Genomic DNA, 24330 nt, shown 5'->3' with positions numbered 1-24330 from the left:
ACGGCGCCGGCCGGCAAGCGATGGGCCTAGGCGAAAAAAAAGCCGGGACACCCCGGCTTTTCACTACCGCGCGGCGCCGTGCGCGCATGCGCGCGTCGGCCGCCGCGGCGCTTCAATCGCGCGTCTGCGATTCGAGAGACCGGTTGATCCGCAGCGCCAGCAGCGTGCACGCCACCCCGGACAGCAGATAGGCGCTGACGGCCGCCAGACCGAAACGCATGGACAGGCTCAGCGCCACCACGGGCGCGAACGCGGCGCCGAAAAGCCAGGCGAAATCCGCGGTCAGCGCCGCGCCGGTATAGCGGAACCGGCGGGCGAAGTTGGCGGTCACCGTGCCGGATGCCTGGCCATACGACAAGCCCAGCAGGGCAAAGCCGATCAGGATGAAGGCATCCTGTGCGGCGGTGCCGCCATCGAGCAGCCAGGGGGTGCACAGGCTGAACACCCCGATCAGGCACGCCAGCATCCCAAGGGTGTTGCGGCGCCCGATGTGGTCGGCGAGCCAGCCAGAGGCGATCGTGCCGAGAATGCCCAGAAAGGCGCCGACGACCTGGACGCTCAGGATCGCGTTGATCGACTGGGTGGACTGCAGCGCCAGCCAGGACAAGGGGAAGATCGTGACCAGATGGAACAGCGCGTAGCTGGCAAGCGCGGCAAAGGCGCCGATGAAAATGTTGTATCCCTGGTTGCGGAACATCGACATGACGCCGAACGGCTCCAGCTCGCCCTCTTCGAGCAGCCGGGTGTATTCATGCGTGACCACCAGGCGAAGCCGGGCGAACAGGGCCACCACGTTGATGGCGAAGGCGACATAGAACGGGTAGCGCCAGCCCCACTCGGTGAAATCCTCCGCGCCCAGGCCGGTGTGCAGGTACAGGAAAAGCGCCCCGGCCAGCAGAAAACCAATGGGCGCGCCCAGCTGGCCCAACATCGCATACCAGCCGCGCCGTTCCTGCGGCGCATTCAACGCCAGCAGAGAGGGCAGGCCGTCCCACGCCCCTCCGGTCGCCACGCCCTGGAGACAGCGGAAAACGGCGAGCAATATAATGGCGGTTTCGCCCAGCGTGGCGTAGGTCGGCAGGAACGCGATGCCGGCCGTCGCGGTGCCCAGAAGGAAAAGCGCGGCGGTCAGCTTGAAGCTGCGTCCCCAGCGGCGTTGCACAGCCATGAACAGCGCCGTACCGAACGGCCGCGCGATGAAGGCGAAGGAAAACACCACAAAGGCGGCCAGGATCCCTTCCAGCCGCGTCAGGAACGGGAAGAAAACCTGCGGGAAGACAAGCACCGAGGCGATCCCGTACACGAAGAAATCGAAGTACTCGGAAGCGCGGCCGATAACGACGCCGACGGCGATTTCCCCTGGCGCGACCTTGGAGTGGTCCGCGGTGGTCAGCCTGGCGTCGTGCTCAAGCGTGGTCGAGGACGGGTGAGTATATCCGGCAGTCATGGACATCTTATTCCTCCTTCTGTCTCCGGGGCCTGCCGCTCCGAAAGTCGCCCTGCGCAGGCCCACGTAAGCCTTAGCATGGCACGACTTTCCGGCGGCCGCCATAGGTGGGACAAAATGTCCACTTTCCGCAGTGCGGCAAAAACTGTACATTTCGCATGACTTTTTGCGTCTAACTTACGCGGACCTTACACGGCCGCATCAAACTTCCGCCCTGTTCTTGTATAGGCTTTCGTCGTCCGGCATGTCATCCTCCAAGCTTCCCCGCGGACTGCTCCTGCTCCCCCTCGTCGCCCTCGTCGCCCTGCTGGGCGGTTGCAATGCGGTGGTCCTGTCTCCCTCTGGCGATATCGCGGCGCAACAACGCGACCTGATCATCATTTCCACGGTGTTGATGCTGATCATCATCGTCCCGGTGATCATCCTGACCCTTGTCTTTGCATGGCGCTACCGCGCTTCCAATACCCAGGCCCACTACGACCCCGAATGGCACCATTCGACCGTCGTCGAGCTGGTGGTGTGGTCCGCCCCGCTGCTGATCATCATCGCGCTCGGCGCGCTGACCTGGGTCAGCACCCACAGGCTGGACCCCTATCGTCCGCTGGACCGCATCGCCGAAGGCCACGAGCTGCCGACGAACGTTAAGCCGCTGACCGTGGAAGTCGTCGCGCTGGACTGGAAATGGCTGTTCATCTACCCGGAACAGGGAATTGCCACGGTAAACGAGCTGGTGGCGCCGGTGAATCGCCCCATCGAGTTCAAGATCACGTCTTCCACGATGATGAACTCGTTCTTCATTCCGGCGCTTGCGGGCCAGGTCTACGCCATGCCCGGCATGGAAACCAAGCTGCATGCGGTCATCAATGCCGCCGGCGTGTATGACGGATTCTCCGCCAACTACAGCGGCGCAGGCTTCTCCGACATGCGCTTCAAGTTCTACGGCATGAATACCGCCGACTTCGAGAACTGGGTGCAGCAGACCCGCCAAGGCGGCGGCGAGCTGACGCGCCCCGTCTACCTGAAGCTGGAGCAACCCAGCGAGAAAGAACCCGTACGCCGCTACGCCAGCGTGGCGCCCGACCTGTACGACGCCATCCTGAACCGCTGCGTCGAGTCCAACCGCATGTGCATCAAGGACATGATGGCGATCGACGCGAAAGGCGGCCTGGGCACCGCCGGTACGTACAACGTGGCGAACAACGGGTCCACGCGTATCCGTCTGGGCCTGGCCGACATGCCTGCCCGCAACTACGTGGGCGCGGTATGCACCCCCGCCAACCCCACCGGGGCCGCCGTCCTGGACGACCGCGTTCCGCTGTAAGCCGCCCGCCCCACTTTCCGCCTTGCGCCTCCCGTTACGGGAATCGAGATGTTTGAGAACCTAGACCTTCAGAAACTGATATTCGGTCGCCTCACCCTTGAGGCGTTTCCCTACCATGAACCGATCCTGGTGGTGACGTTCGCGGTCGTCGCCCTGGGCGGCATCGCGCTGCTGGGCGCGCTCACCTATTTCCGCGTCTGGGGCTACCTGTGGCGCGAGTGGTTCACCAGCATCGACCACAAGAAGATCGGCATCATGTATATCGTGCTGGCGATCGTGATGTTGCTGCGGGGCTTCGCCGACGCGCTCATGATGCGGCTGCAGCAGGCCGTCGCTTTCGGCGACGTGGCCGGCTACCTGCCGCCGCATCACTACGACCAGATCTTCACCGCGCACGGTGTCATCATGATCTTCTTCGTGGCCATGCCCTTGGTCACGGGTCTGATGAACTACGTCGTGCCGCTGCAGATCGGCGCGCGCGACGTGGCCTTTCCCTTCCTGAACAACTTCAGCTTCTGGATGACGGTCAGCGGCGCCGTGCTGGTGATGCTGTCGCTGTTCGTGGGCGAATTCGCGCGCACCGGCTGGCTGGCGTATCCGCCGCTGTCGGGAATTCTGCAGAGTCCGGACGTGGGGGTGGATTACTACATCTGGGCATTGCAGATCGCGGGGGTCGGGACATTGTTGTCCGGCATCAACCTGCTGGTGACCATCGTCAAGATGCGTGCGCCGGGCATGCGCATGATGAAAATGCCGGTCTTCACCTGGACGTCGCTGTGCACCAACGTGCTGATCGTGGCGGCCTTTCCGATCCTGACCGCCGTGCTGGCACTGCTGTCGCTGGACCGCTACGTCGGTACGAACTTCTTCACGAACGACTTCGGCGGCAACCCGATGATGTACGTGAACCTGATCTGGATCTGGGGCCACCCCGAGGTGTACATCCTGATCCTGCCGGCCTTCGGCGTGTTCTCGGAAGTCGTGTCCACCTATAGCGGCAAGCGCCTGTTCGGCTATGCCTCCATGGTCTACGCGACGGTCGTGATCACCGTGCTGTCGTACCTGGTGTGGCTGCACCACTTCTTCACCATGGGTTCGGGCGCCAGCGTCAACTCGTTCTTCGGCATCACGACCATGATCATCTCGATCCCGACCGGGGCGAAGGTGTTCAACTGGCTGTTCACGATGTACCGCGGCCGCATCCGTTTCGACGTGCCGATGCTGTGGACGGTGGGCTTCATCGTGACGTTCGTGATCGGCGGCATGACGGGCGTGATGCTGGCGGTTCCGCCGGCCGACTTCGTGCTGCACAACAGCCTGTTCCTGATCGCGCACTTCCACAACGTGATCATCGGCGGCGTGCTGTTCGGCATGTTCGCGGGCATCAACTACTGGTTCCCCAAAGCCTTCGGCTTCAAGCTGGACCCGTTCTGGGGCAAGTGCTCGTTCTGGTTCTGGCTGGTGGGCTTCTGGGTGGCGTTCGCGCCGGTCTACGTGCTGGGTCTGATGGGCGTGACGCGCCGCATGAACCACTTCGACGATCCCTCGCTGCAGATCTGGTTCGTGATCGCCGCTTTCGGCGCCGTGCTGATCGCGCTGGGCATCGCGAGCTTCCTGATCCAGCTGGTGGTCAGCTTCCGCCGCCGCGAACAACTGCGCGACGTGACGGGCGACCCCTGGAACGGCCGCACCCTGGAATGGTCGACCTCCTCGCCTCCGCCCGTCTACAACTTCGCGTTCACCCCGCAAGTCCATGACAACGACGCCTGGTGGCAGATGAAGCAGCGCAACTACCGCCGTCCGACCGAAGGCTTCATTCCGATCCACATGCCGAAGAACACGGCCGCCGGCATCATCCTGGCGGGCCTGAGCACGGCCATGGGCTTCGGTCTGATCTGGCAGATGTGGCTGTTGGCCATCGTCGCCTTCGTCGCCCTGCTGGGCGTGGCCATCGGCCATACCTTCAACTACAAGCGCGATTACTACATTCCTGCGGACGAAGTCGTTCGCGTCGAAGCCGAGCGTACCCGTCTGCTAGCCAACCATGTCTAAGACCACAGTCCTTACCCAAAACGGCGCCGCGGCAGCGGCGCCGCAGGAGCCCCTGAGCTTCTACCTGACCGAGGAACACCATCCGAAGAACGGCACCCTGCTGGGCTTCTGGATCTACCTGATGAGCGACTGCCTCATCTTCGCCAGCCTGTTCGCCGTCTATGGCGTGCTGGGGCGAAGCTATGCGGCAGGCCCGTCCGGCGCCGACCTGTTCGACCTGCCCCTGGTGGCGGTGAACACGTCCATGCTGCTGCTGTCGTCCATCACCTATGGCTTCGCCATGCTGGAGATGAACCGCAACCGCGTCGGCGGCACGCAGCTCTGGCTGGCCATCACCGGCCTGTTCGGGGCTGCGTTCATCGGCCTGGAGCTGTACGAATTCGCGCACCTGATCCATGAGGGCGCCGGCCCGACGCGCAGCGCGTTCCTGTCGTCCTTCTTCACCCTGGTCGGCACGCACGGCCTGCACGTGACCAGCGGCATCATCTGGCTGATCACGCTGATGGTCCAGGTGGGCCGCTACGGCCTGACCGCCGCCAACAAGCGCCGCCTGATGTGCCTGTCGATGTTCTGGCACTTCCTGGACGTCGTCTGGATCGGCGTATTCACCTTTGTCTATCTGATGGGAGTGTTGCCATGAGCACGCATAACGGTACGCTGGCCCATGTCGATCACGACCATGGCCATGATCATCACGACGAGCATGACGACGCCGCGCACGGCACCCTGAAGGGATACGTCACCGGGTTCGTCCTGTCCGTCATCCTCACGGCGATTCCCTTCTGGCTGGTCATGGGCAAGGTCTTCGACCAGTCCAGCACGACGGCGATGGTCATCCTGGGCCTGGGCGCGGTGCAGATCGTGGTCCACATGATTTACTTCCTGCACATGAACGCGCGTTCGGAAGGCGGCTGGACCCTGCTGGCCCTGATGTTCACGCTGATCATGGTGATCATCACGCTGGCCGGTTCGCTTTGGGTGATGTACCACCTGAACGTGAACATGATGCCGTCCATGACCGACATGAAGAACATGCCCTAGGATGAAACCCACCCCTCGTGACCATGGCAACACCTAGCGGCCCCCAGGGCAGCGCGCCGTCTTCGGCGCCGCCGCCCGGGGACCGGACAAACACCGCCCAGCCGGACGCCGACACGCGCGTCCGGCGCCGCCCGGCAGTCCTGATCTGCATGGCGGTCGTGGCGGTTTTGCTTTTTGCGGGCTTCTGCGCGCTCGGCACCTGGCAGGTGCACCGGCGGGCCTGGAAGCTCGACCTGATCGCCCGCGTGGACCAGCGCGTTCATGCGCCCGCCGCGCCCGCGCCCGGCCCTGGCGAATGGCCCGGCGTGACGGCGGACAAGGATGAGTACCGGCACGTCTCCCTGACCGGCCGCTACCTGTTCGACAAGGAAGCGCTCGTGCAGGCGAGCACGGAATTGGGCAGCGGCTATTGGGTCATGACGCCGTTGCGGCGCGACGATGGCAGCATCGTCCTGATCAACCGCGGCTTCGTGCCGGGCGATCGCCGCGCGCGCATCGCCCGCCCGCAAGCGGCCGCCGAATCCGGCGTGATGGTGACCGGCCTGCTCCGCGTCAGCGAACCGGGCGGGGGTTTCCTGCGCGACAACGACCCGCGTAACGACCGGTGGTATTCCCGCGACGTCGCCGCCATTGCCGCCGCCCGCGGCCTGAACGACGTAGCGCCTTATTTCGTCGATGCCGCGCCGGATCCGGCCGTCGGCCCGGATGGCTGGCCGCGGGGCGGCATGACGGTCATCGCCTTCCACAACAGCCACCTGGTCTACGCGATCACCTGGTACACGCTGGCCCTGATGGTCGCGGGCGCCGCCATTTACATCGTGCGCGACGAACGGCGCCTGCGGCGGTCGGAGGAAGAGAATAAACTTCGCGGCTAGGAAGGGGACGCGAAGATGCGGGGAAAGTACGACACGACGGGCCACAAGAATATGCATCAATTGATCCAGCTGCGCTGGATCGCGGTGCTCGGCCAGGTGGCCACCATCTACGTCGTGTCCATGGGCTTCGGCGTGCCCCTGCCCCTGAACTACATGCTGCCCGTCCTGGGCGGCTTGATCGCTTTCAATATCGTCGGAATGCTGCGGCTGCGGCTGGCGCCGGAGGTCACCAACAGCGAATTGCTGGTGGCCATGCTGGTGGACGTCGGCATGCTGACCGCCCAGCTCTACTTGAGCGGCGGCGCCACAAATCCCTTCGTCTTCCTGTACCTGGTCCAGGTGACCCTGGGCGCGGTGCTGCTGAAGCCCTGGAGCACGTGGACGCTGGTGATGGTGACCCTGCTCTGCTTCATGTTCCTGGCGGCGGCCGGCCGGCCGTTGACGCTGCCGCTGGACCACGGCAACGGGCTGGCCAGCCTTTATGTGCAGGGAATGCTCATCTGTTTCGCCCTGAACGCGTCGCTGCTGGTGGTGTTCATCACGCGCGTGCATGGGAACCTGCGGGCGCGCGATGCCCATCTGGCGGACCTGCGCCAGCGCGCCGCCGAAGAAGAGCACATCGTGCGCATGGGCCTGCTGGCCTCCGGCGCGGCGCACGAGCTGGGCACGCCGCTGGCCACCATGGCGGTCATCCTGGGCGACTGGCGCCACATGAAGCCGTTCCGCGGCGATCCGCAATTGCTCGAAGAGATATCCGAAATGCAAAGCGCGGTGGCGCGCTGCAAGTCCATCGTCGGCAGCATCCTGCTTTCCGCGGGCGAAGCGCGCGGCGAAGCGCCCGCGGAAACTACCGTCAACACCTTCCTGGACGATCTGGTGAAGGATTGGCGCGCCAGTCGGGGCGCCGGCGAACGCCTGCGCTATGACAACGAATTCGGGATGGACCGGCGCATCGTGTCGGACACCGCGCTCAAGCAGATGATCTGCAATGTCCTGGACAACGCCTGGGAAGCCGCGCGATCCCGGGTCGAACTGCGCGCCGCGCACGAAGACGAAGGCGACGCCCTGGTGGTGGACATCGTGGACGACGGGCCCGGCTTCGCCCCGCAGATGCTGTCGCGCTTCGGCAAGCCGTATCAGTCCAGCAAGGGGCGTCCCGGCGGCGGACTGGGGCTGTTCCTGGTCGTGAACGTGGCTCGCACGCTCGGCGGACAGGTGAACGCGGAAAACCGGCCGGAAGGCGGGGCGCGCGTCACCCTGCGGCTTCCGCTGTCCGCGCTTACCCTGGAGGAAGACAAAGACCATGCCGCCGCCAGTTGAGTCCGATATGCCGCCCAGCGGCCCCAGCGGCGGGGATGCCCCAGCATCGAGCCCCGCCGCCCGGCCCCGCGACAACGACGCAAGCGACCGCCTGCTTTTGATCGTGGAAGATGACGAGGCCTTCGCGCGGACGCTGGGCCGTTCGTTCGAACGCCGAGGTTACCGGGTCCTGCATGCGACCGGCCTGGACGGCGTGATGGCGCTGCTGCCCGAACACAAGCCTAACTATGCGGTCGTCGACTTGAAGCTCAAGGGCGAAGCCTCGGGGCTTGCGTGCGTGCAGGCGCTGCATGCGCAGCATCCGGACACCATCATCGTCGTCCTGACCGGTTACGCCAGCATCGCGACAGCGGTCGAAGCCATCAAGCTGGGGGCGCGGCACTATCTCGCCAAGCCTTCGAACACCGACGACATCGAACTGGCCTTCGGCCGCGACGGCGGCGACATCGACGTCGAGCTGAGCGACCGGCCGACGTCGATCAAGACGCTGGAATGGGAGCGGATCCACGAAACGCTCGCGGCCACCGGATTCAATATTTCCGAGACCGCCCGGCGGCTGGGCATGCACCGCCGCACGCTCGCGCGCAAGCTGGAAAAGCAGCGCGTGAAGTAGCGCGCCGCACCCCGCGCTAATGCGCGGCGGACGTCCGCAGCCACCGGCGCTTGTCGCGCAGGGGTGCGGTACCGAACAAACGGCTGTATTCGCGGCTGAACTGCGACGGGCTTTCGTAACCCACCTGGTGCGCCACCACAGCCACGTCGGCGTCGCTCATGAACATCAGGCGGCGCGCTTCCTGCAGCCTCAGCTGCTTCTGGAATTGCAGCGGGCTCATGGCCGTCACCGCCTTGAAATGGTGATGGAACGAAGACGGGCTCATATGCGCCTGCCGCGCCAGCTCCTCGATCCGCAGCGGCCGCGAGTAGTGCTCGCGCAGAAGCTGGATGGCCCGCGCAATCCGCTGCGTATGACTGTCCTTCATCACCAGCTGCCGCAATACGCCCCCTTGCCCGTTCACCAGCAGGCGATACAGGATCTCGCGCTTGACCATGGGCGCCAGCACAGGGATGTCCCGCGGCGTCTCCAGCAGACGCAAGAGGCGCAGCACGCCATCGAGCAGCGTGTCGTTCAACGGGTTCACGTACAGGCCGCGCGTCGGTTCGGCCTGCAGCGGGCCGGGAACGTCGATATCGCTGATCAGCGCGTGGATCTCGTCGACGTCCAGGTCCAGCCGCAGGCCCAGATAGGGCTCGGAGGCACTGCCCACGGCGACCTTGCCCGCCACCGGCAGCTCGACGGACGACACCATGTAATGCAGCGGATCGTAGCGGTAGACCTCGTTGCCGACCAGCAACTGCTTTGAGCCTTGGGCGATGACGGCGAAGACCGGCAGCTGCACGGCATGATGCGGCCCGTCGCTGCATGTGATGCGGTGCAGATGCAGCCCAGGGACCGCGGTGTGCATCGACCCTTCCAGGCTGCCCGTCAGCCTGGACAAGCGTTCGACCAGTTCCTGCCGCGGCCCGGAAACGGGCGCCACCGCGGCGGGGAAGCTGGTGGGCGGCTGCGAACAGGGCGCGTCGCCGGGGGCGCCGCGGCGCTCGAAAAGCGAATCCGTATCGTCGTTCAAACCCATGGTTCACCGTAACTGGCCAAGGCCGCGGGACAGCCGCAGCGCCGTGGAATTTTGTGCAATGGGAGCATACCGCCGGATGGGCTGTCCGCAAGATGCCCTTTGGCGGGAACCCCCAACGCCTGGAGGATTAGGCATGAATTCAGCAGGATCGAGCAGCTTGGGGGGCGTGGCGCGGACGCATACTTGCTGCCATGCCAGGCCGCACGGCTTGCCCGCAGCGGCGAATTCACCACCCGTCAGGAGCATTCTCATGCGCTACAAAAAACTCGGCAATACCGGCCTGTTCGTGTCCGAGCTGTGCCTGGGCACCATGACGTTCGGCGGCGAGGGCGGCACCATTTGGGGGCAGATCGGCAATCTCGCCCAGAACGAAGTGGATCGCCTGATCGGCGCCGCCCTGGATGCCGGCATCAACTTCATCGACACCGCGAACGTCTACGCCGACGGGCGCTCGGAAAGCCTGACCGGACAGGCGCTGCGCAACTTGAAGGTGCCGCGCGAGAACGTCGTCGTCGCTTCCAAGGTTTTTGGAGAAACCGGCACGCGGGGCGTGAACTCGCGCGGCTTGTCACGTTTCCACATTCTGGAAAGCGTCCAGGCCTCGCTGACGAGGCTGCAACTGGACCACCTGGACCTGTACCAGGTGCACGGCTTCGACCCGGCCACTCCGATCGAGGAGACCTTGCGGGCGCTCGATACGCTGGTCCAGCACGGGCACGTGCGCTACATCGGCGTGTCGAACTGGGCCGCCTGGCAGATTATGAAAGCATTGGGTATCTCGGAACGGCTCGGTCTGGCGCGGTTCGAGTCGCTGCAGGCCTACTACACCATCGCCGGCCGGGACCTGGAGCGCGAGATCGTGCCGCTGCTGCGCAGCGAAGGCGTGGGGTTGATGGTGTGGAGCCCCCTTGCGGGCGGGCTGTTGAGCGGTAAGTACGACCGGAAGGGCGAAGCCCAAGCCGGCAGCCGTCGTACGACGTTCGACTTCCCGCCGGTCAATCGCGAGCGCGCGTTCGATTGCGTGGACGCGATGCGCGCCATTGCCGAAGCGCGAGGCGTGTCCGTGGCGCAGATTGCGCTGGCGTGGCTGTTGCACCAGCCCGCCGTCACCACCGTCATCGTCGGCGCCAAGCGGATCGAACAGCTGCAGGACAACATCAACGCAACCGCGGTGCGGCTTACCGATGACGAGTTGGCGGCGCTCGATCGAGTGAGCGCGCTGCCGCCCGAATATCCCGGCTGGATGCTGGAACGCCAAGGCGGTGTACGCCGCCACCTGCTGACGCACGGCAGCCTGGCGTGAGCGCAGAGAGGAAAGCGGTTCGGGATTGGCGGGAACAACGGGATGTGCGGCCTAGCACATGGCCGTGCTGCGGGGGGTAATGACCGAGATCGGTTGTTCCAGCTTGTATCGCTCCAGGGCACGCATGCCGGCGGCTGCCGCTTCAGATGCGGATTCACAAACAGTATCGCTGGCGACCAGCGTGCCCTTGCCTTGCTCCTTGGACAGGGCGAGGTAGATATACCAGCCGTAGTCGCCCGATATGGACTGCTCCACATCGAGCGTCAGCCGATACCCCTCTCCCATCGTCATATAGAGTTCCATACACTCCCCTTACGGCGTCGCGCATCTATAGCACGCGTGCGGCAGCGAGGAGAATCAAGGCAACTCCCCTCTTGACGGCTTCGTCGGCGCGCGGACGGCACAGGCCCGCGATCGCGCTGAGAGATACGCAGCGCGTAGGCTCCGCTGTCACCATGATGTTGTCAAGCGATCGAAGGCGCAATATGCCCTCATTTTGCGATGATTTTTCGTTTTCTTTCGAAACATTGGTCCGTACCTATTCCTTAGGCTAATGCTAGGGTTGCATATGCCAGGCATCGGCGGCCGAAACATACGTCGATGAAGGGCAACCACACGTGCTTGTTTTCGCCACGGCCTCGGCCGTGGCTTTTTGTTTTCTCGGCATGCGCTTTGCAACCAGTCGCAATAAGTAGCCGTTCTGCAACGGGCCATGGCGTCCGGACGCGCCAGGACGAGAGCGAGCTACTTATACTTGCCGCGCTTTCCCCGGAGGCATATTCCGATATCGCCTCCCAATCCGCGTCAGCGCAAGTGCCGCGTCGCAACATGCGATCGCGGCGGGTTCCATGCCCTGTACGCTGGCCGCCCGCCCCTCCCCTGAGGGCCGTTCAAGCGGCACGACGCACGCGGTCGAACGATGAGGTTCATGTGCAAAGAGTAGGCACCGTAGTGATCGTCGACGATCACCCCATGATCCGTTTCGCGGTCAGGACCGTACTGGAGCAGAATGGCTGGGAAGTCGTGGCCGAGGCCGCCACCGGCGTGGACGCGTTGAGCGCGGCGCGCCAGCATCGTCCGGATTTGATCATTCTGGACATCGGCATTCCGAAGATGGATGGCCTGATGGTGATCAACCGGCTGCGCGCGGACGGCCGCGGACACAAGCCCGGCATCGTCGTGCTCAGTGCACAGAATCCGGAACATCTGGCGGCGCGCTGCCTTCACGCCGGCGCCACGGGATTCGTTTACAAGGGCAAGGAACTGCAGGAACTGGTCGGGGCGGCAAAGGCCGTCCTGCGCGGGAATACCTATTTCCCCAGCGTCGCATTGCATCCCTGTGGCGAACGGGGCGCGGCCATGAGCGAGGCGGCGCTGATCGAACAGTTGTCGGACCGCGAGCTGGTGGTCCTGCAGCATCTGGCGCGCGGCGCACTGAACAAGACCATCGCCGCGACGCTGATGCTCAGCGAGAAGACGGTCAGCACCTACAAGAGCCGGCTGCAGGAAAAGCTGAACGCCGCCACGCTGCTCGAATTGACGGACATAGCCCGGCGCAACGGCCTGGTCTAGCATGCGGCCGCACATGCGCGCCGCCGCGATAAGGTTCGCCGCAGTGCTGCCGCTCATGGTCGGCGTCGCTGCGCACGCCGAGCGGACGCAGCTCGCCTCGACCTCCATGATCAACGTCCTATTGGAAGATCAGTGGCGGTTGCTGGATCCGGTACTGGGCGTGACTGCCCTGGCTGCGGCGCTGCTTGCCGGGTGGAACGCATATCTCCGTCGGCAACTCTCCAAGCGGCGCCGCGCGCAACGCGCGCTGGAAACGGCACATCGCGCGAAAAGCGATTTTGTCGCAACGGCGAGTCACGAGATCCGCACGCCCTTGAATGCGATCGTCGGCATGCTGGAACTGGGTTTGCGCGACGCGGCCGCCGGCCATGACGTACAGGATCATCTTCGGGTGGCGCATGGAGCGGCCCAGGCCCTGCTGCGTCTGGTCGGCGATATCCTCGACCTGGAAAGAATGGGCTGCGGCAAACTGCAGCTGCTGCCCGAGCCCGCGAATCCGCGCCGGCTGGCCCATTCCGTCGTGCAGGTGTTTGCCGGCATGGCGCGCGCCAAAGGTCTGGCGCTGAAACTCGAGGTGGACGCGGCAGCGGATTGCGACGTGCTGGTCGATACGGTGCGCTTCAGGCAGATCCTGGGGAATCTGGTCAGCAACGCGGTGAAGTTCACGCACGACGGCCACGTGGCCGTGCGTGTGCGCGCACGCATGATGGCCGCCAACCGGCTCGCCGTCGGTGTGCAAGTGGAGGATACCGGGATCGGGATAAGCGATGCGGACCAGCAAAGGCTGTTCGCTCCTTTTTCCCAGACGCGGGACGGCGCCCGGGCCTGCCAGGGCAGCGGACTGGGTCTTTGCATCGCGCGACGCCTGGCGGCGCTGATGGGCGGCACGCTGACTTTGAAAAGCGCGCCTGGCAGAGGGTGCACGGTGAGTTTCGATTTCGAGGCGCCGCGCGTGACTGTACCGCGGCCCGTCCTGTTGCCGTGCAGGGAGGCCCACGCGCCGCACCGGACCTTGCAGATCATGATCGTGGACGACAACGGTCCGTGCCGGACGGTACTGCGCAAGCAGCTCGAGCACCTTGGGCATCGCGTCGTGGAAACGGGGAACGCGCAGGCGGCGTGGCGCGCGTGGCGCCCTGGCGCGTACGATCTTGTCATTACCGACTGCAATCTTGGGGGCGAACGGGGCGAAGGGCTGGCGCGCAGGATCCGCGCCGCGGAAGCCGCGGCTGGGCGCCATCGCTGCGCATTGTGGGCCTATACCGCCGATGCGCGCCGTGAGGAAATTGACCGGTGCCTGCGAGCCGGCATGGACGCCTGCCTGTTCAAGCCCCTGACCCTGGCGGATCTGCAGCACCGCTTGCGCGACGCCATGCGCGCGCCTGGCGTGCGCGCAGAGGCGTGGCGCGATGGCCTGCATTTCGATCCGGCCGCGGTGGATGGCTTGACGGTGGGCGACCCCGCGGTGACGCAGCGCTTTCTGCGGGAACTGGTACAGGCCAATGCACGGGACGCGGCCACGCTGGATCGGGCGCTGGCGGACGGAGACACTGGCGCCGCGCAGGACGCCCTGCACGCCATGCTGGGCGTGGCCCGCATGATCGACGCAACGGGACTGGCGGCAAGTTGTAACGCAGCCCGGAAAGCCATCGCGCAGCGCGAATGCCCGTCTGCCGCCCGCGACGCATGCAAGCCGGTACTGGCCGCGCTGGACGCGCTGTCGCGCTCGCTACGGGCGTGGATCGACGCCGCCCCATCGGATGGAGGGGACGGCGCGCGTCAACCCTGATCGCCGCCGAAGACGCCCTGAGGGACGAACACCGCCCCATCCATCAGCCTGCGCGCGCTGCGGCTCAGCGTGACTTTCGTCACCTCCCAATGCGCGCCGCGCTGCCGGGCCTGCGCGCCGACCCGCAAGCGCCCGGACGCATGCCCGAACGCCAGGCCATCGCGCGTCCCGCCAAGAAGGCGGCTGACGATGGTATCGGGCACGGCGGCCGCCGCCGCAATGGCGACCGCCCCGGTACCCGTCATGGCATGGTGCAGCTGCCCCATGGACATGATGCGCGCCACGATGTCGATCCGGGCCGCTTCCACCGTGGCGCCGCTGGAAGCGACATAAGTGGCGGGCGGCGCGAAAAAAGCCAGCTTGGGAGTGTGCTGCCGGGTGGTCGTGGCTTCCTCCGGCGTGCGCGCGGCCCCCATGGCGACCGCCCCATGCGCCCGCACCGCTTCCAGCCGCGCCAGCAAGGCCGCGTCGCCGTTGATGCGCGCCTGCGTTTCCGTACCGGTCAGCCCCAGTGCGGACGCGTCCACGAGTACGGTGGGGTTGCCCGCGTCGATCAACGTGGCTTCGATACGGCCAACGCCGGGGACGTCCAGGATGTCGAGGGTGCGCCCGGTGGGAAACATGCCGCCGCCGTCCGCATCGCCGGCAGCGCCCGGATCGAGGAAGGTCAGTGCAATCTCCGCGGCGGGGAAGGTGACGCCGTCCAGCTCGAAGTCGCCCAATTCCTGCACCTGCCCGTCGCGCATCGGCACTTGCGCGATGATGCGGCGCCGGATGTTGGCCTGCCAGATGCGCACCGTGGCGATGCCATCGGCCGGCGCGTCGACCAGCCCGCGGTGGATGGCGAAGGGCCCGACGGCGGCGGTGAGATTGCCGCAATTGCCGCTCCAATCGACCAGCGCCTGGCCGATCGCCACCTGGCCGAACCAGTAATCCACATCGCAGTCCTCGCGCGTGCTCTTGCCGACGATGACGACCTTGCTGGTGCTGGAAGTCGCGCCTCCCATGCCGTCGATCTGCTTGCCGTACGGATCGGGGCTGCCCGCGATGCGCAGCAGCACCGCATCCCGCCGGGCAGGATCGGCGGGCAGGTCATCGGGAAGAAAGAACACGCCTTTGCTCGTGCCGCCGCGCATGTACAACGCGGGAATCTGTATCTGCCTTCCTGAAGCGTTCATTTGTGTTCCGTTGAATCGGTGCATGCCATACGCCGCGGGACTTGCCAGGACGGCGCTGCGGCGGCACGATGTTAGCGCCGCCAGCGCCCGACGCCCAAGCGCCCCCCGCGCCGGACCACGGGGCCGGACACGCAGTTTCCGAAAGAATCCCCACGCGGATACCCCGCGCCGCGGGTTTTTCTTGAGCCTGGCCCGCCAGCCTGGCAAGGAGCCGGAACGATGGACGAAGCCGCCCAGCCCGCGGAGCACCGTCAGCCCCTGACCGACGAGGAGTTGCGAGGCCTGCACGCCTACTGGCGCGCCAGCAACTACCTGGCGGCAGGCATGATCTACCTGCGCGCCAACCCGCTTCTGCGGGAGCCGCTCAAACCTGAACACATCAAGCGCAGACTGCTTGGACACTGGGGCTCGTCCCCGGGGCAAACCTTTGCGCTGGCGCACCTGAACCGGCTTATCCGGCAACGCGGCCTGAACGTGATTTACATATCCGGCCCGGGCCATGGGGCGCCTGCCACGCTCGCGCATGCCTATCTGGATGGCGGATACAGCGATATCTACCCAGACCGCAGCCAGGACGAAGCCGGCATGCAGAGATTCTTCCGCATGTTTTCCTCGCCGGGCGGCATCGGCTCGCACTGCACGCCGGAAACGCCGGGCTCGATACATGAAGGCGGAGAACTCGGCTACAGCCTGGCGCACGGCTATGGGGCGGTGTTCGACAATCCCGACCTGATCGCAGCGGTGATGGTGGGCGACGGCGAAGCCGAGACCGGCCCGCTCGCCACGGCGTGGCACTCCAACAAATTCCTCGATCCCGTGCGCGACGGGGCTGTCCTGCCCATCCTGCATTTGAACGGCTACAAGATCGCCAACCCGACCATCCTTGCCCGCATCCCGCGCGAGGAATTGACGTCGCTGCTGGCCGGCTATGGCCACCGCCCGCATTTTGTGGAAGGCGATGATCCGCAGATGATGCATCGCCAGATGGCCGCCGCAATGGACCGGTGCATCGATGAAATCCATGCGATCCAGCGGCGGGCGCGACAGGATGGCGACACCAGCCGCCCGCGCTGGCCGATGATCGTGCTGCGGTCGCCGAAAGGATGGACCGGCCCCGAAAAGGTGGGCGGGCATCGGGTTGCCGGTTTCTGGCGATCCCACCAGGTGCCCATACCGGATCCTGCCACGAACCCGGAAAGCTTGCGGGAACTCGAAGCCTGGCTGCGCGGCTATCGGCCCGAAGACCTGTTCGACGAAGCGGGCGCGCCGGCACAGGCCCTGAGGGACCTCGCCCCACGGGGCGAGCGCCGCATCAGCGCGAATCCGCACGCCAATGGCGGACTGCTCTGCAAGGCGTTGAATATGCCGGACTTCCGCGATTACGCCGTGCCGGTGCAGCAACCGGCGGCCGGCTATATATCGCCGACGGAAGTCCTGGGCCGGTTTCTGCGCGACGTGATCCGGCGCAACCCCACGAACTTTCGCCTGTTCGGCCCGGACGAAACCGCCAGCAATCGCCTGACGGCGGTGTACGAGGCGTCCGGAAAAACCTGGATGGCGCAGACGCTGCCCGAGGACCAGGACGGCGGCCATCTTGCGCGCGACGGCCGCGTGATGGAAATGCTCAGCGAGCACACACTGGAAGGCTGGTTCGAAGGTTACGTGCTGACGGGGCGGCACGGGTTGTTCGCCAGCTATGAGGCCTTCGTCCACGTCATCGATTCGATGTTCAATCAGCATGCGAAGTGGCTGGAAAAGGCGAAGCTGGAACTTGCCTGGCGCGCGCCCATTCCATCCATCAATCTGCTGATCACATCTTTAGTCTGGCGCCAGGATCACAACGGCTTCACCCACCAGGACCCAGGCTTTCTGGACGTCGTCTGCAACAAGAGCCCGGAAGTCGTGCGGGTTTACCTGCCGCCGGACGCGAACTGCCTGCTCAGCGTCGCCGATCATTGTTTGCGCACGCGCGACTACGTCAATGTCATCGTGGCCGACAAGCAGCCCCACCTGCAATACCTGGACCGGGATGCCGCGATCCGCCACTGCACCAAGGGCATCGGCATCTGGGAATGGGCGTCCACCGACGAAGGCGCCGAGCCGGACCTGGTCATGGCATGCGCGGGCGATGTGGCGACAATGGAGGCGCTCGCCGCGGTCGAGATCCTGCGGCACAAGTTCCCGGAGCTGAAGATCCGCTTCGTCAATGTGGTGGACCTGTTCCGACTGATGCCCGACACCGCCCATCCGCACGGCCTATCGGATCGGGATTTCGATTCCCTGTTCACCGCGGACCGGCCCGTCATTTTCAATTTCCACGCGTATCCGGCGCTGGTACACAGGTTGACGTACCGGCGCCGCAACCACGCGAATTTTCACGTTCACGGGTATCGGGAACGAGGCAACATCAATACGCCTTTCGAGCTGGCCATCCTGAACCAGATCGACCGCTTCCATCTGGCGATCAGCGCCATCGACTGGATCCCGGCGCTGCGCGATCGCGGCGCGCATGCGAAGGAATGGCTGCGCGACCAGATCATCACGCACCTGGACCACGCCCATGCCGAAGGCATCGACCGCGAGGACATTCGCGACTGGGTGTGGTCCGGCTGACGCCGTGCCCGAGACCGGCCGCTCGCTCGCGGCCATGCCGGAGAATGCGCCATGCAAGCCACCGAAGCCACCATTCTCGCCTTGAACAGCGGCTCGTCTTCCTTGAAGTTCGCGCTGTTTCGCCGCGGTGCGGACGACGAGCACGCCGTGCTGGAGGGCAGCGCCGAAAACGTCGGCAAGGCGCAAGGCCGGCTGCGCATTCGCGACGGCGACGGGCAGGTGCTTCATGACGACCGCTACGGCATGCCGACCCAGGCCGACGCCCTCGCCATCGTGGCTCGCACGCTGGGGGAAACCGGCGCTTCCCCTCCCGCGGCCATCGGCCACCGCATCGTCCATGGCGGCCCCCGCCTGCGCGCGCATCAGGCGCTGACCGCGCAAGTACTGGCGCAATTGCGGGCTGCCGTGCACTTCGCTCCCCTGCATATTCCCATTGCGGTGAGCCTGATCGAGCAGGCGCAAGCCCTTTGGCCGCACGCGCGCCATTTCGCATGCTTCGATACGGCATTTCACAACACGCTGCCGGCACGGGCCATGAGGCTGCCCATCCCCGCCCGCTATGCGGATGCGGGCGTCGCCCGCTATGGCTTTCACGGGCTGTCCTACGCATCGCTGGTCCATCGGCTGGGACCGGACCTGCCCGCGCGGGCGGTGTTCGCGCACCTGGGCAACGGCGCCAGCCTGTGCGCCGTCATGGACGGGCGGTCCATCGATACGTCGATGGGGATGACTCCGACCGGAGGCATCCCCATGGGCACGCGCAGCGGCGACCTCGACCCCGGCGTTCTGCTCTACCTGATGCGCTCGGAAGGCCTGGATGCCGAAAAGCTGGAGCATCTGCTCAACCGTGACAGCGGGCTCGCCGGCATTGCGGAAGGCGAAAGCGACATGCAGACCCTGGCCGCCCGCGCCGCGGCGGGCGACGAGCTGGCAGCGCTGGCAGTGGAGGTGTTCGCGACGGCGGTGCGCAAGCAGATCGGCGCGTATGCCGCGCTGATGGGCGGCATCGATGTGCTCGTCTTCACGGGAGGCATCGGCGAGCACAGCGCCGAGGTGCGCAGGCGGATCGTGCAGGGGCTCGCTTTCATGGGCATCGGACCTGCCGTGCCGGGACCGGGGGTGATGATCGTGCCCACTGAAGAGGAGCGGCAGATCGCACGCCACTGCCGGGAGCTGCTGGACGGCACGCCGTGAACGCCCGGGCATGCGGAGTGCGACGGGGCAGGCTCCAGGCAGTCCGCGGGAACCGCCTGCCTGCTCATCGGCAAGGACAACGGAGGAACCATGAGCCATCCACAGAACGAAGACACACCCAAGCAATCCGACGATCAGCCGCGTGAGACGCAGCGCAGCCACGGCGACGGCCAGCATCGGACCAAGAAGGACGGCCACGCCACGCAGCTGGGCACCGGCCAGGACCAGAACAGCAGCCGGCAGCAAGGCCAGGGAGCGCGGCGCCACCATTGACGGCATTCAACGGGCGCCCGTGAACGTGCACTTGCGCCGTATCCATCGGCGGGCGGCTGATCCTTTACGCGCCGGGCGCCCGGCGCTATCTTCGCTGAGTCATTCATCGGCCCAGCCTCGAGCCCGGGTATCGCCATGTTTGGATTGGACGCCTTGACCCTGGCCCGGATTCAGTTCGGGTTCACCATTTCCTTCCACATCATTTTTCCTGCGATCACGATCGGACTCGCCAGCTACCTGGCGGTGCTCGAGGGACTGTGGCTGGCCACGCGCAGAACGCTGTATCGCGACCTCTATCACTTCTGGCTGAAGATCTTCGCGGTCAACTTCGGCATGGGCGTGGTGTCCGGCCTGGTCATGGCCTATCAATTCGGCACCAACTGGAGCCATTTTTCCACTTTCGCGGGCGGCATCACGGGACCATTGCTGTCCTATGAAGTGTTGACGGCATTCTTCCTGGAAGCCGGTTTCCTGGGCGTCATGCTGTTCGGGTGGAAACGGGTGGGGCCGGGCATGCACATGCTCTCCACCGTCATGGTGGCCATCGGCACCCTTATCTCCGCCACGTGGATCCTGGCATCCAACAGCTGGATGCAGACGCCGCAGGGCCACGAGATCATCGACGGGCGCGCGGTGCCGGTGGACTGGCTGAAGGTCATTTTCAACCCGTCTTTCCCGTACCGTCTGAGCCATATGGTCGTCGCGGCCTATCTGAGCACGGCGCTGAACGTCGGCGCGAGCGCGGCCTGGCACCTGCTGCGAGGCCGCGACACGCCGGCGGTGCGCAAGATGCTGTCGATGGCGATGTGGATGGCGCTCATCGTCGCCCCCGTCCAGGCCGTTATCGGCGATATGCACGGCTTGAATACGCTGCAGCACCAGCCGGCCAAAATCGCCGCCATCGAAGGCCATTGGGATCCGGCGCCGGCCGGCGAGGGCACCCCGTTGCTGTTGTTCGGCATTCCGGACATGGCGCGCGAGGAGACTCGCTACCCCGTCGAAATCCCCCGCTTGGGCAGCCTAATCCTGACCCACAGCTGGGACGGCAAAGTTCCCGCCCTGAAAGAGTTCGCGGCGCAGGATCGGCCCAACGCCACGGTCGTTTTCTGGACTTTCCGCGTCATGGTCGGCATTGGCGTGCTGATGATCCTGCTCGGGCTGTGGAGCCTGTGGCTGCGGCGCCGGCAGCGCCTGTACGGCCACCGGGGCTTCCTGCGGTTCGCAATGTGCATGGGTCCGGCGGGCCTGGCCGCCATCCTGGCGGGCTGGATGACGACCGAGATCGGACGGCAGCCGTGGGTGGTCTACGGCATGCTGCGCACCGCCGATGCCGTCTCGCCGCACGGCGCAGGCCAATTGGGCTTCACCCTGGCGCTTTTCGTCGTGGTGTACTTCATCGTGTTCGGAGCCGGCACCGTCTATATCCTCAAGTTGATCGGCCGCGGCCCGCGGACGGATGCCGAAGAGCCGGCGCCGGACGGCGGCCCCGGACTGGACCGCCAGCCGATGCGCCCGCTCTCCGCGGCCACGGGCGAACCCACGCTGCCGGCTTCCGCCGCGCCAGCCACGGAGGGCTGACCGTGGGCATCGACCTGCCGCTGATCTGGGCCGTCATCATCCTGTTCGGCATCATGATGTACGTCATCATGGACGGCTTCGACCTGGGTATCGGGATTCTCTTTCCCTTCTTCCCGGACAAGGAAGACCGCGACGTCATGATGAACACCGTCGCGCCGGTCTGGGACGGCAATGAAACCTGGCTCGTGCTCGGCGGCGCCGGGCTCCTGGCCGCGTTTCCGATGGCCTACAGCGTGGTCCTGAGCGCGCTCTACCTGCCGATCATCCTGATGCTGATCGGGCTGATCTTTCGCGGCGTCGCGTTCGAATTCCGCTTCAAGGCCAGCGAACGGCGCCGCCACTGGTGGGACAAGGCCTTTATCGGCGGCTCGGCGGTCGCGACATTCTTCCAGGGCGTCACCCTGGGCGCCTACGTCATGGGCCTGCCCGTGCGCGACGGCGTTTATGCGGGAGAACCGTTCGACTGGCTGTCGCCGTTCAGTCTCTTCACCGGCGTGGCCTTGCTCGCCGCCTACGCGCTGCTCGGCGGCACCTGGCTCGTCATGAAAACCGAAGATGCCCTGCTCCATCATGCGCGCCGGGTTTCCATCCGGGCAGCGTGGGCGGTCGGCGCGGCGATCGCCGTGATCAGCGTCTGGACGCCGATGGCCGACGCCCATATCGCGGATCGCTGGTTCAGCCTGCCCAATCTCTTCTATTTCGCGCCGGTGCCGGTATTGGTGGTCTTTTTCCTGCTGCTCCTGGTTCGCACCGTTCGCGGCGGAGCCCATGCCGCGCCCTTCATCTGCGCGCTGGCCCTGGTATTCCTGGGCTACACGGGGCTCGGCATCAGCCTGTGGCCGCACGTGATTCCGCGCACCGTCTCCATCTGGGACGCTGCCGCGCCGCCCCAAAGCATGGGATTTGCGCTGGTCGGCGCCCTTCTGATCGTCCCCATCATTCTCATGTACACGGCGTGGGGCTACTACGTCTTCCGCGGCAAGGTGCGGCGCGGGGATGGATATCACTAGGGCCTTTCATCCTGGGCAAGGCGCCATGCAATGAAAACAGGTACGACGCTGTGGAAACGCCTGGGCTGGCTGATCGCCATTTGGAGCGCCAGCGTTGTGGTGCTCGGCGCGGTCGCCTTGCTGCTCAGGTGCGTAATGGGGGCGGTGGGAATGACGGCGCCCTGAGGCAGCGCCCCGAGGCAGCCGCACGCGCCGCGACGGGGCCGGCCCCGCGCGGCGCGTGTTCGCGTCAGCCCCGCGACATGCCCTTGGCGAAGTCGCTTTGCAGATAATGCGCCAGGATTTCCCGCCCGGTGGCGAGCCACACGCCTTCATGGCGGCAGATGTATTCCAACGCCCCGTCCAGCGCCCCGATGCGGTGCGGCTGGCCGGTCACGAAGGGATGCACGGCGATAGCCATCACGCGCGCCGACGTTTCGGCTTCCCGGTACAGGACGTCGAACTGGCGGCGGATCATCGCCTCGAACTCCGGCACGGACATTTTCATGTCGAAGTACGCGGGCACGTCGTTCGTCTCGACGCTGTACGGTATCGACACCATGGCCGGACTGCCGACTTCCATCGTGTACGGCTGGTCGTCGTTCACCCAATCGCACACATAGCGGATGCCGGCCTCGGACAGGTATTCCAAGCTGCGCCACGTTTCCGAGAGTCCCGGGCCCAGCCATCCCACCGGGCGGGTGCCGCAGGCTTTCTCGATGCGATCCAAAACGTCGAAAATCGCCTGCCGCTCGGCCTGCTCGGGCATCTCGTCCAGCCGCAAGGCATTGGTGGCCCCATGCCCGAGCAATTCCCAGCCATGCCGGACGGCGGCCTCGATGATTTCGGGATGGTGGTCGCACACCTCGCTGTTCAGGGCAGCGCTGGCGCGGATGCCGTATCGATTCAGCGTTTCAAGGATGCGCCAGAAGCCGACGCGATTGCCGTAATCGCGTACGGCCCAGTTCCGCACGTTGGGAACCTTGGCGGTATCGCGCGGCACCCGTTCGTTGACTCTTCCCGGCATGACGTCATCCAGCCGGAAAAACTCCACATTCGGATTCACCCATAATGCGATGCGAGCGCCGCCCGGCAAAGTGAAGCGTGGACGTGCGGGTACGGGAATATAGGGAAACGGACCATAGCGTCTGGGTTGCATGGGTGTCCTCGTACTCCCGTTCATTCCGCTTTGATGCCGGCGGCCTGGATCACGGCTTCCCATTTGGCGGTTTCGGCTTTCAGCATGTCCGCGAACTCCTCCGGCGTGTCCTTGACCACCTCCTGCCCCATTGCCGCGAAAGTGGCGCGGACGTCCGGCCGATCCAGCGCCGAGTGCAGGGCCGCGTTCAGTTTGCGGATGACGGGTTCGGGGGTTCCCGCCGGCGCCACCAGCCCGTTCCAGGTCGTCGCGGTATAACCCTTTACGCCCGCCTCGATCATCGTAGGCACCTGAGGCAGTGACGGCGAGCGGGTTTGCGAGGTGACTGCCAGCGCCCGCAACCGTCCAGCCTTGATGTGGGGCAGCGCAAGCGGCAGCACTGCGAACATCGCCTGAACCTGCCCGCCAATCAAATCGCTCATGGCCTGCGGCCCACCGCGGTACGGCACATGGGTCATGCGCACGCCGGTATCGCGCTCGAAAAGCGCGGTGGCCAGATGGATCGACGTGCCGACCCCGGAAGAAGCGTAGTTGAGTTCTCCCGGGTGGCGCTTCGCATAATCGACAAGTTCCGCGACGGAATCGACCGGCAGGGACGGATGAATGAGCAGGACGTTGGGCACGGTGCTCGCCATTCCAATGGCGGCGAAATCCTTGGCGGGATCGAAGCTCAGGTTTTCGTAAAGGCTGTTATTGGTGACCAGACCCGGTGCGGCCATCAAAAGCGTGTAGCCGTCCGGCGGCGCCTTGGCCACGGCATCCATTGCGAGATTGCCGCCGGCCCCGGGACGGTTTTCGACGATGACCGGCTGGCCCAGGGCTTCCGCCAGGCCCGGCGCGATGGCTCTCAGCACCATGTCGGCGCCGCCTCCGGCCGGAAATCCCAGCAACACGCGAATGGGCCGATCCGGATAGCTGTCCGCTGCAACGCTCACGTTGCAAACAGCCAGGCAGAAGACAAGCGCATACAACCTCCACTTCATCAAACAGCT

Annotated in this window: 22 protein-coding genes; 16 read left to right on the top strand and 6 right to left on the bottom strand. The window is 65.4% G+C overall.

What is annotated here, in order from left to right; all coding sequences use genetic code 11:
• Positions 1 to 112: 112 nt before the first annotated feature.
• On the bottom strand, positions 113 to 1453 hold the full coding sequence (locus tag CAL13_RS05720) for an MFS transporter (protein WP_232462523.1): 1341 nt from the start codon (positions 1451 to 1453) through the stop codon (positions 113 to 115).
• Positions 1454 to 1691: 238 nt separating this feature from the next.
• Here CAL13_RS05720 and cyoA point away from each other — a divergent pair, with 238 nt between their 5' ends.
• The 7 genes from cyoA to CAL13_RS05685 are packed head-to-tail and all read left to right on the top strand — an operon-like array spanning position 1692 to position 8669.
• A complete protein-coding gene (gene cyoA, locus CAL13_RS05715; protein WP_086071786.1) occupies positions 1692 to 2768 on the top strand; it encodes a ubiquinol oxidase subunit II in 1077 nt (358 codons plus the stop codon).
• A 48-nt stretch (positions 2769 to 2816) separates the two neighbouring features.
• Entirely contained in the window at positions 2817 to 4820 is a 2004-nt protein-coding gene (gene cyoB, locus CAL13_RS05710; RefSeq protein WP_198297916.1) for a cytochrome o ubiquinol oxidase subunit I, read from the top strand.
• Positions 4813 to 5460 (top strand): cytochrome o ubiquinol oxidase subunit III, encoded by a 648-nt coding sequence (gene cyoC, locus CAL13_RS05705; protein ID WP_086056510.1) that lies wholly within the window; start codon positions 4813 to 4815, stop codon positions 5458 to 5460. Before cyoB ends, cyoC begins: the two co-directional genes overlap by 8 nt.
• On the top strand, positions 5457 to 5861 hold the full coding sequence (gene cyoD, locus CAL13_RS05700) for a cytochrome o ubiquinol oxidase subunit IV (RefSeq protein ID WP_086056509.1): 405 nt from the start codon (positions 5457 to 5459) through the stop codon (positions 5859 to 5861). Before cyoC ends, cyoD begins: the two co-directional genes overlap by 4 nt.
• A 23-nt stretch (positions 5862 to 5884) precedes the next feature.
• Entirely contained in the window at positions 5885 to 6736 is an 852-nt protein-coding gene (locus CAL13_RS05695; RefSeq protein ID WP_086071784.1) for an SURF1 family protein, read from the top strand.
• Positions 6737 to 6751: 15 nt separating this feature from the next.
• Positions 6752 to 8056 carry an ATP-binding protein gene (locus CAL13_RS05690; RefSeq protein WP_086056507.1) on the top strand — a complete coding sequence of 435 codons (1305 nt, stop codon included), beginning with the start codon at positions 6752 to 6754 and terminating at the stop codon, positions 8054 to 8056.
• Positions 8040 to 8669: a response regulator transcription factor gene (locus CAL13_RS05685; protein WP_232467772.1), complete on the top strand. Its 630-nt coding sequence runs from the start codon at positions 8040 to 8042 to the stop codon at positions 8667 to 8669. The genes CAL13_RS05690 and CAL13_RS05685 overlap by 17 nt, the downstream gene beginning before the upstream one ends.
• 16 nt (positions 8670 to 8685) lie before the next feature.
• Here the strand turns inward: CAL13_RS05685 and CAL13_RS05680 are convergent, their stop codons facing one another.
• Complete coding sequence (locus CAL13_RS05680) at positions 8686 to 9690, bottom strand: AraC family transcriptional regulator (protein WP_086056505.1); 1005 nt, start codon at positions 9688 to 9690, stop codon at positions 8686 to 8688.
• A 250-nt stretch (positions 9691 to 9940) separates the two neighbouring features.
• Here CAL13_RS05680 and CAL13_RS05675 point away from each other — a divergent pair, with 250 nt between their 5' ends.
• On the top strand, positions 9941 to 10993 hold the full coding sequence (locus tag CAL13_RS05675) for an aldo/keto reductase (protein WP_086071782.1): 1053 nt from the start codon (positions 9941 to 9943) through the stop codon (positions 10991 to 10993).
• 51 nt (positions 10994 to 11044) lie between these two features.
• On the opposite strand, the gene CAL13_RS05670 is transcribed toward CAL13_RS05675, so the two are convergent.
• Positions 11045 to 11296, bottom strand: a complete 252-nt coding sequence (locus CAL13_RS05670; protein ID WP_157664810.1) for a hypothetical protein — start codon at positions 11294 to 11296, stop codon at positions 11045 to 11047.
• Positions 11297 to 11923: 627 nt separating this feature from the next.
• Here CAL13_RS05670 and CAL13_RS05665 point away from each other — a divergent pair.
• Positions 11924 to 12565 carry a response regulator transcription factor gene (locus CAL13_RS05665; protein ID WP_232462521.1) on the top strand — a complete coding sequence of 214 codons (642 nt, stop codon included), beginning with the start codon at positions 11924 to 11926 and terminating at the stop codon, positions 12563 to 12565.
• Positions 12566 to 12608: 43 nt separating this feature from the next.
• Complete coding sequence (locus tag CAL13_RS05660; RefSeq protein ID WP_198297915.1) at positions 12609 to 14354, top strand: ATP-binding protein; 1746 nt, start codon at positions 12609 to 12611, stop codon at positions 14352 to 14354.
• Here CAL13_RS05660 and prpF read toward each other — a convergent pair.
• The gene (gene prpF, locus CAL13_RS05655; protein ID WP_086071779.1) at positions 14345 to 15532 is read right to left on the bottom strand and encodes a 2-methylaconitate cis-trans isomerase PrpF; all 1188 of its coding nucleotides are present in this window, start codon (positions 15530 to 15532) and stop codon (positions 14345 to 14347) included. The two genes, CAL13_RS05660 and prpF, sit on opposite strands and share 10 nt — an antisense overlap.
• Positions 15533 to 15751: 219 nt before the next feature.
• Between prpF and CAL13_RS05650 the strand changes: the two genes are divergently transcribed.
• The 6 genes from CAL13_RS05650 (at position 15752) to CAL13_RS05625 (ending at position 22365) form a co-directional block, all read left to right on the top strand.
• On the top strand, positions 15752 to 18145 hold the full coding sequence (locus CAL13_RS05650; RefSeq protein ID WP_086071778.1) for a phosphoketolase family protein: 2394 nt from the start codon (positions 15752 to 15754) through the stop codon (positions 18143 to 18145).
• 51 nt (positions 18146 to 18196) lie between these two features.
• Positions 18197 to 19339 carry an acetate/propionate family kinase gene (locus tag CAL13_RS05645; protein WP_086071777.1) on the top strand — a complete coding sequence of 381 codons (1143 nt, stop codon included), beginning with the start codon at positions 18197 to 18199 and terminating at the stop codon, positions 19337 to 19339.
• A gap of 90 nt (positions 19340 to 19429) precedes the next feature.
• Positions 19430 to 19612 carry a hypothetical protein gene (locus CAL13_RS05640; RefSeq protein WP_086056497.1) on the top strand — a complete coding sequence of 61 codons (183 nt, stop codon included), beginning with the start codon at positions 19430 to 19432 and terminating at the stop codon, positions 19610 to 19612.
• Positions 19613 to 19747: 135 nt separating this feature from the next.
• Positions 19748 to 21190 carry a cytochrome ubiquinol oxidase subunit I gene (locus tag CAL13_RS05635; RefSeq protein ID WP_086071776.1) on the top strand — a complete coding sequence of 481 codons (1443 nt, stop codon included), beginning with the start codon at positions 19748 to 19750 and terminating at the stop codon, positions 21188 to 21190.
• A 2-nt stretch (positions 21191 to 21192) separates the two neighbouring features.
• Positions 21193 to 22200, top strand: a complete 1008-nt coding sequence (gene cydB / locus CAL13_RS05630; RefSeq protein ID WP_086071775.1) for a cytochrome d ubiquinol oxidase subunit II — start codon at positions 21193 to 21195, stop codon at positions 22198 to 22200.
• A 30-nt stretch (positions 22201 to 22230) separates the two neighbouring features.
• The gene (locus tag CAL13_RS05625) at positions 22231 to 22365 is read left to right on the top strand and encodes a DUF2474 domain-containing protein (RefSeq protein WP_086071774.1); all 135 of its coding nucleotides are present in this window, start codon (positions 22231 to 22233) and stop codon (positions 22363 to 22365) included.
• Positions 22366 to 22429: 64 nt separating this feature from the next.
• Here the strand turns inward: CAL13_RS05625 and CAL13_RS05620 are convergent, their stop codons facing one another.
• Both CAL13_RS05620 and CAL13_RS05615 read right to left on the bottom strand, forming a co-directional pair.
• Positions 22430 to 23338 carry a polysaccharide deacetylase family protein gene (locus tag CAL13_RS05620; protein WP_086056493.1) on the bottom strand — a complete coding sequence of 303 codons (909 nt, stop codon included), beginning with the start codon at positions 23336 to 23338 and terminating at the stop codon, positions 22430 to 22432.
• Between the two features lie 20 nt (positions 23339 to 23358).
• Positions 23359 to 24321 carry a Bug family tripartite tricarboxylate transporter substrate binding protein gene (locus tag CAL13_RS05615; protein ID WP_157664809.1) on the bottom strand — a complete coding sequence of 321 codons (963 nt, stop codon included), beginning with the start codon at positions 24319 to 24321 and terminating at the stop codon, positions 23359 to 23361.
• Between the last annotated feature and the right edge of the window lie 9 nt (positions 24322 to 24330).

This window comes from Bordetella genomosp. 9 (genome assembly GCF_002119725.1).
GTDB lineage: Bacteria > Pseudomonadota > Gammaproteobacteria > Burkholderiales > Burkholderiaceae_B > Bordetella_C.
Note: the sequence above shows the minus strand (reverse complement) of the source record. Positions and strands in the feature narration are given on the sequence as shown.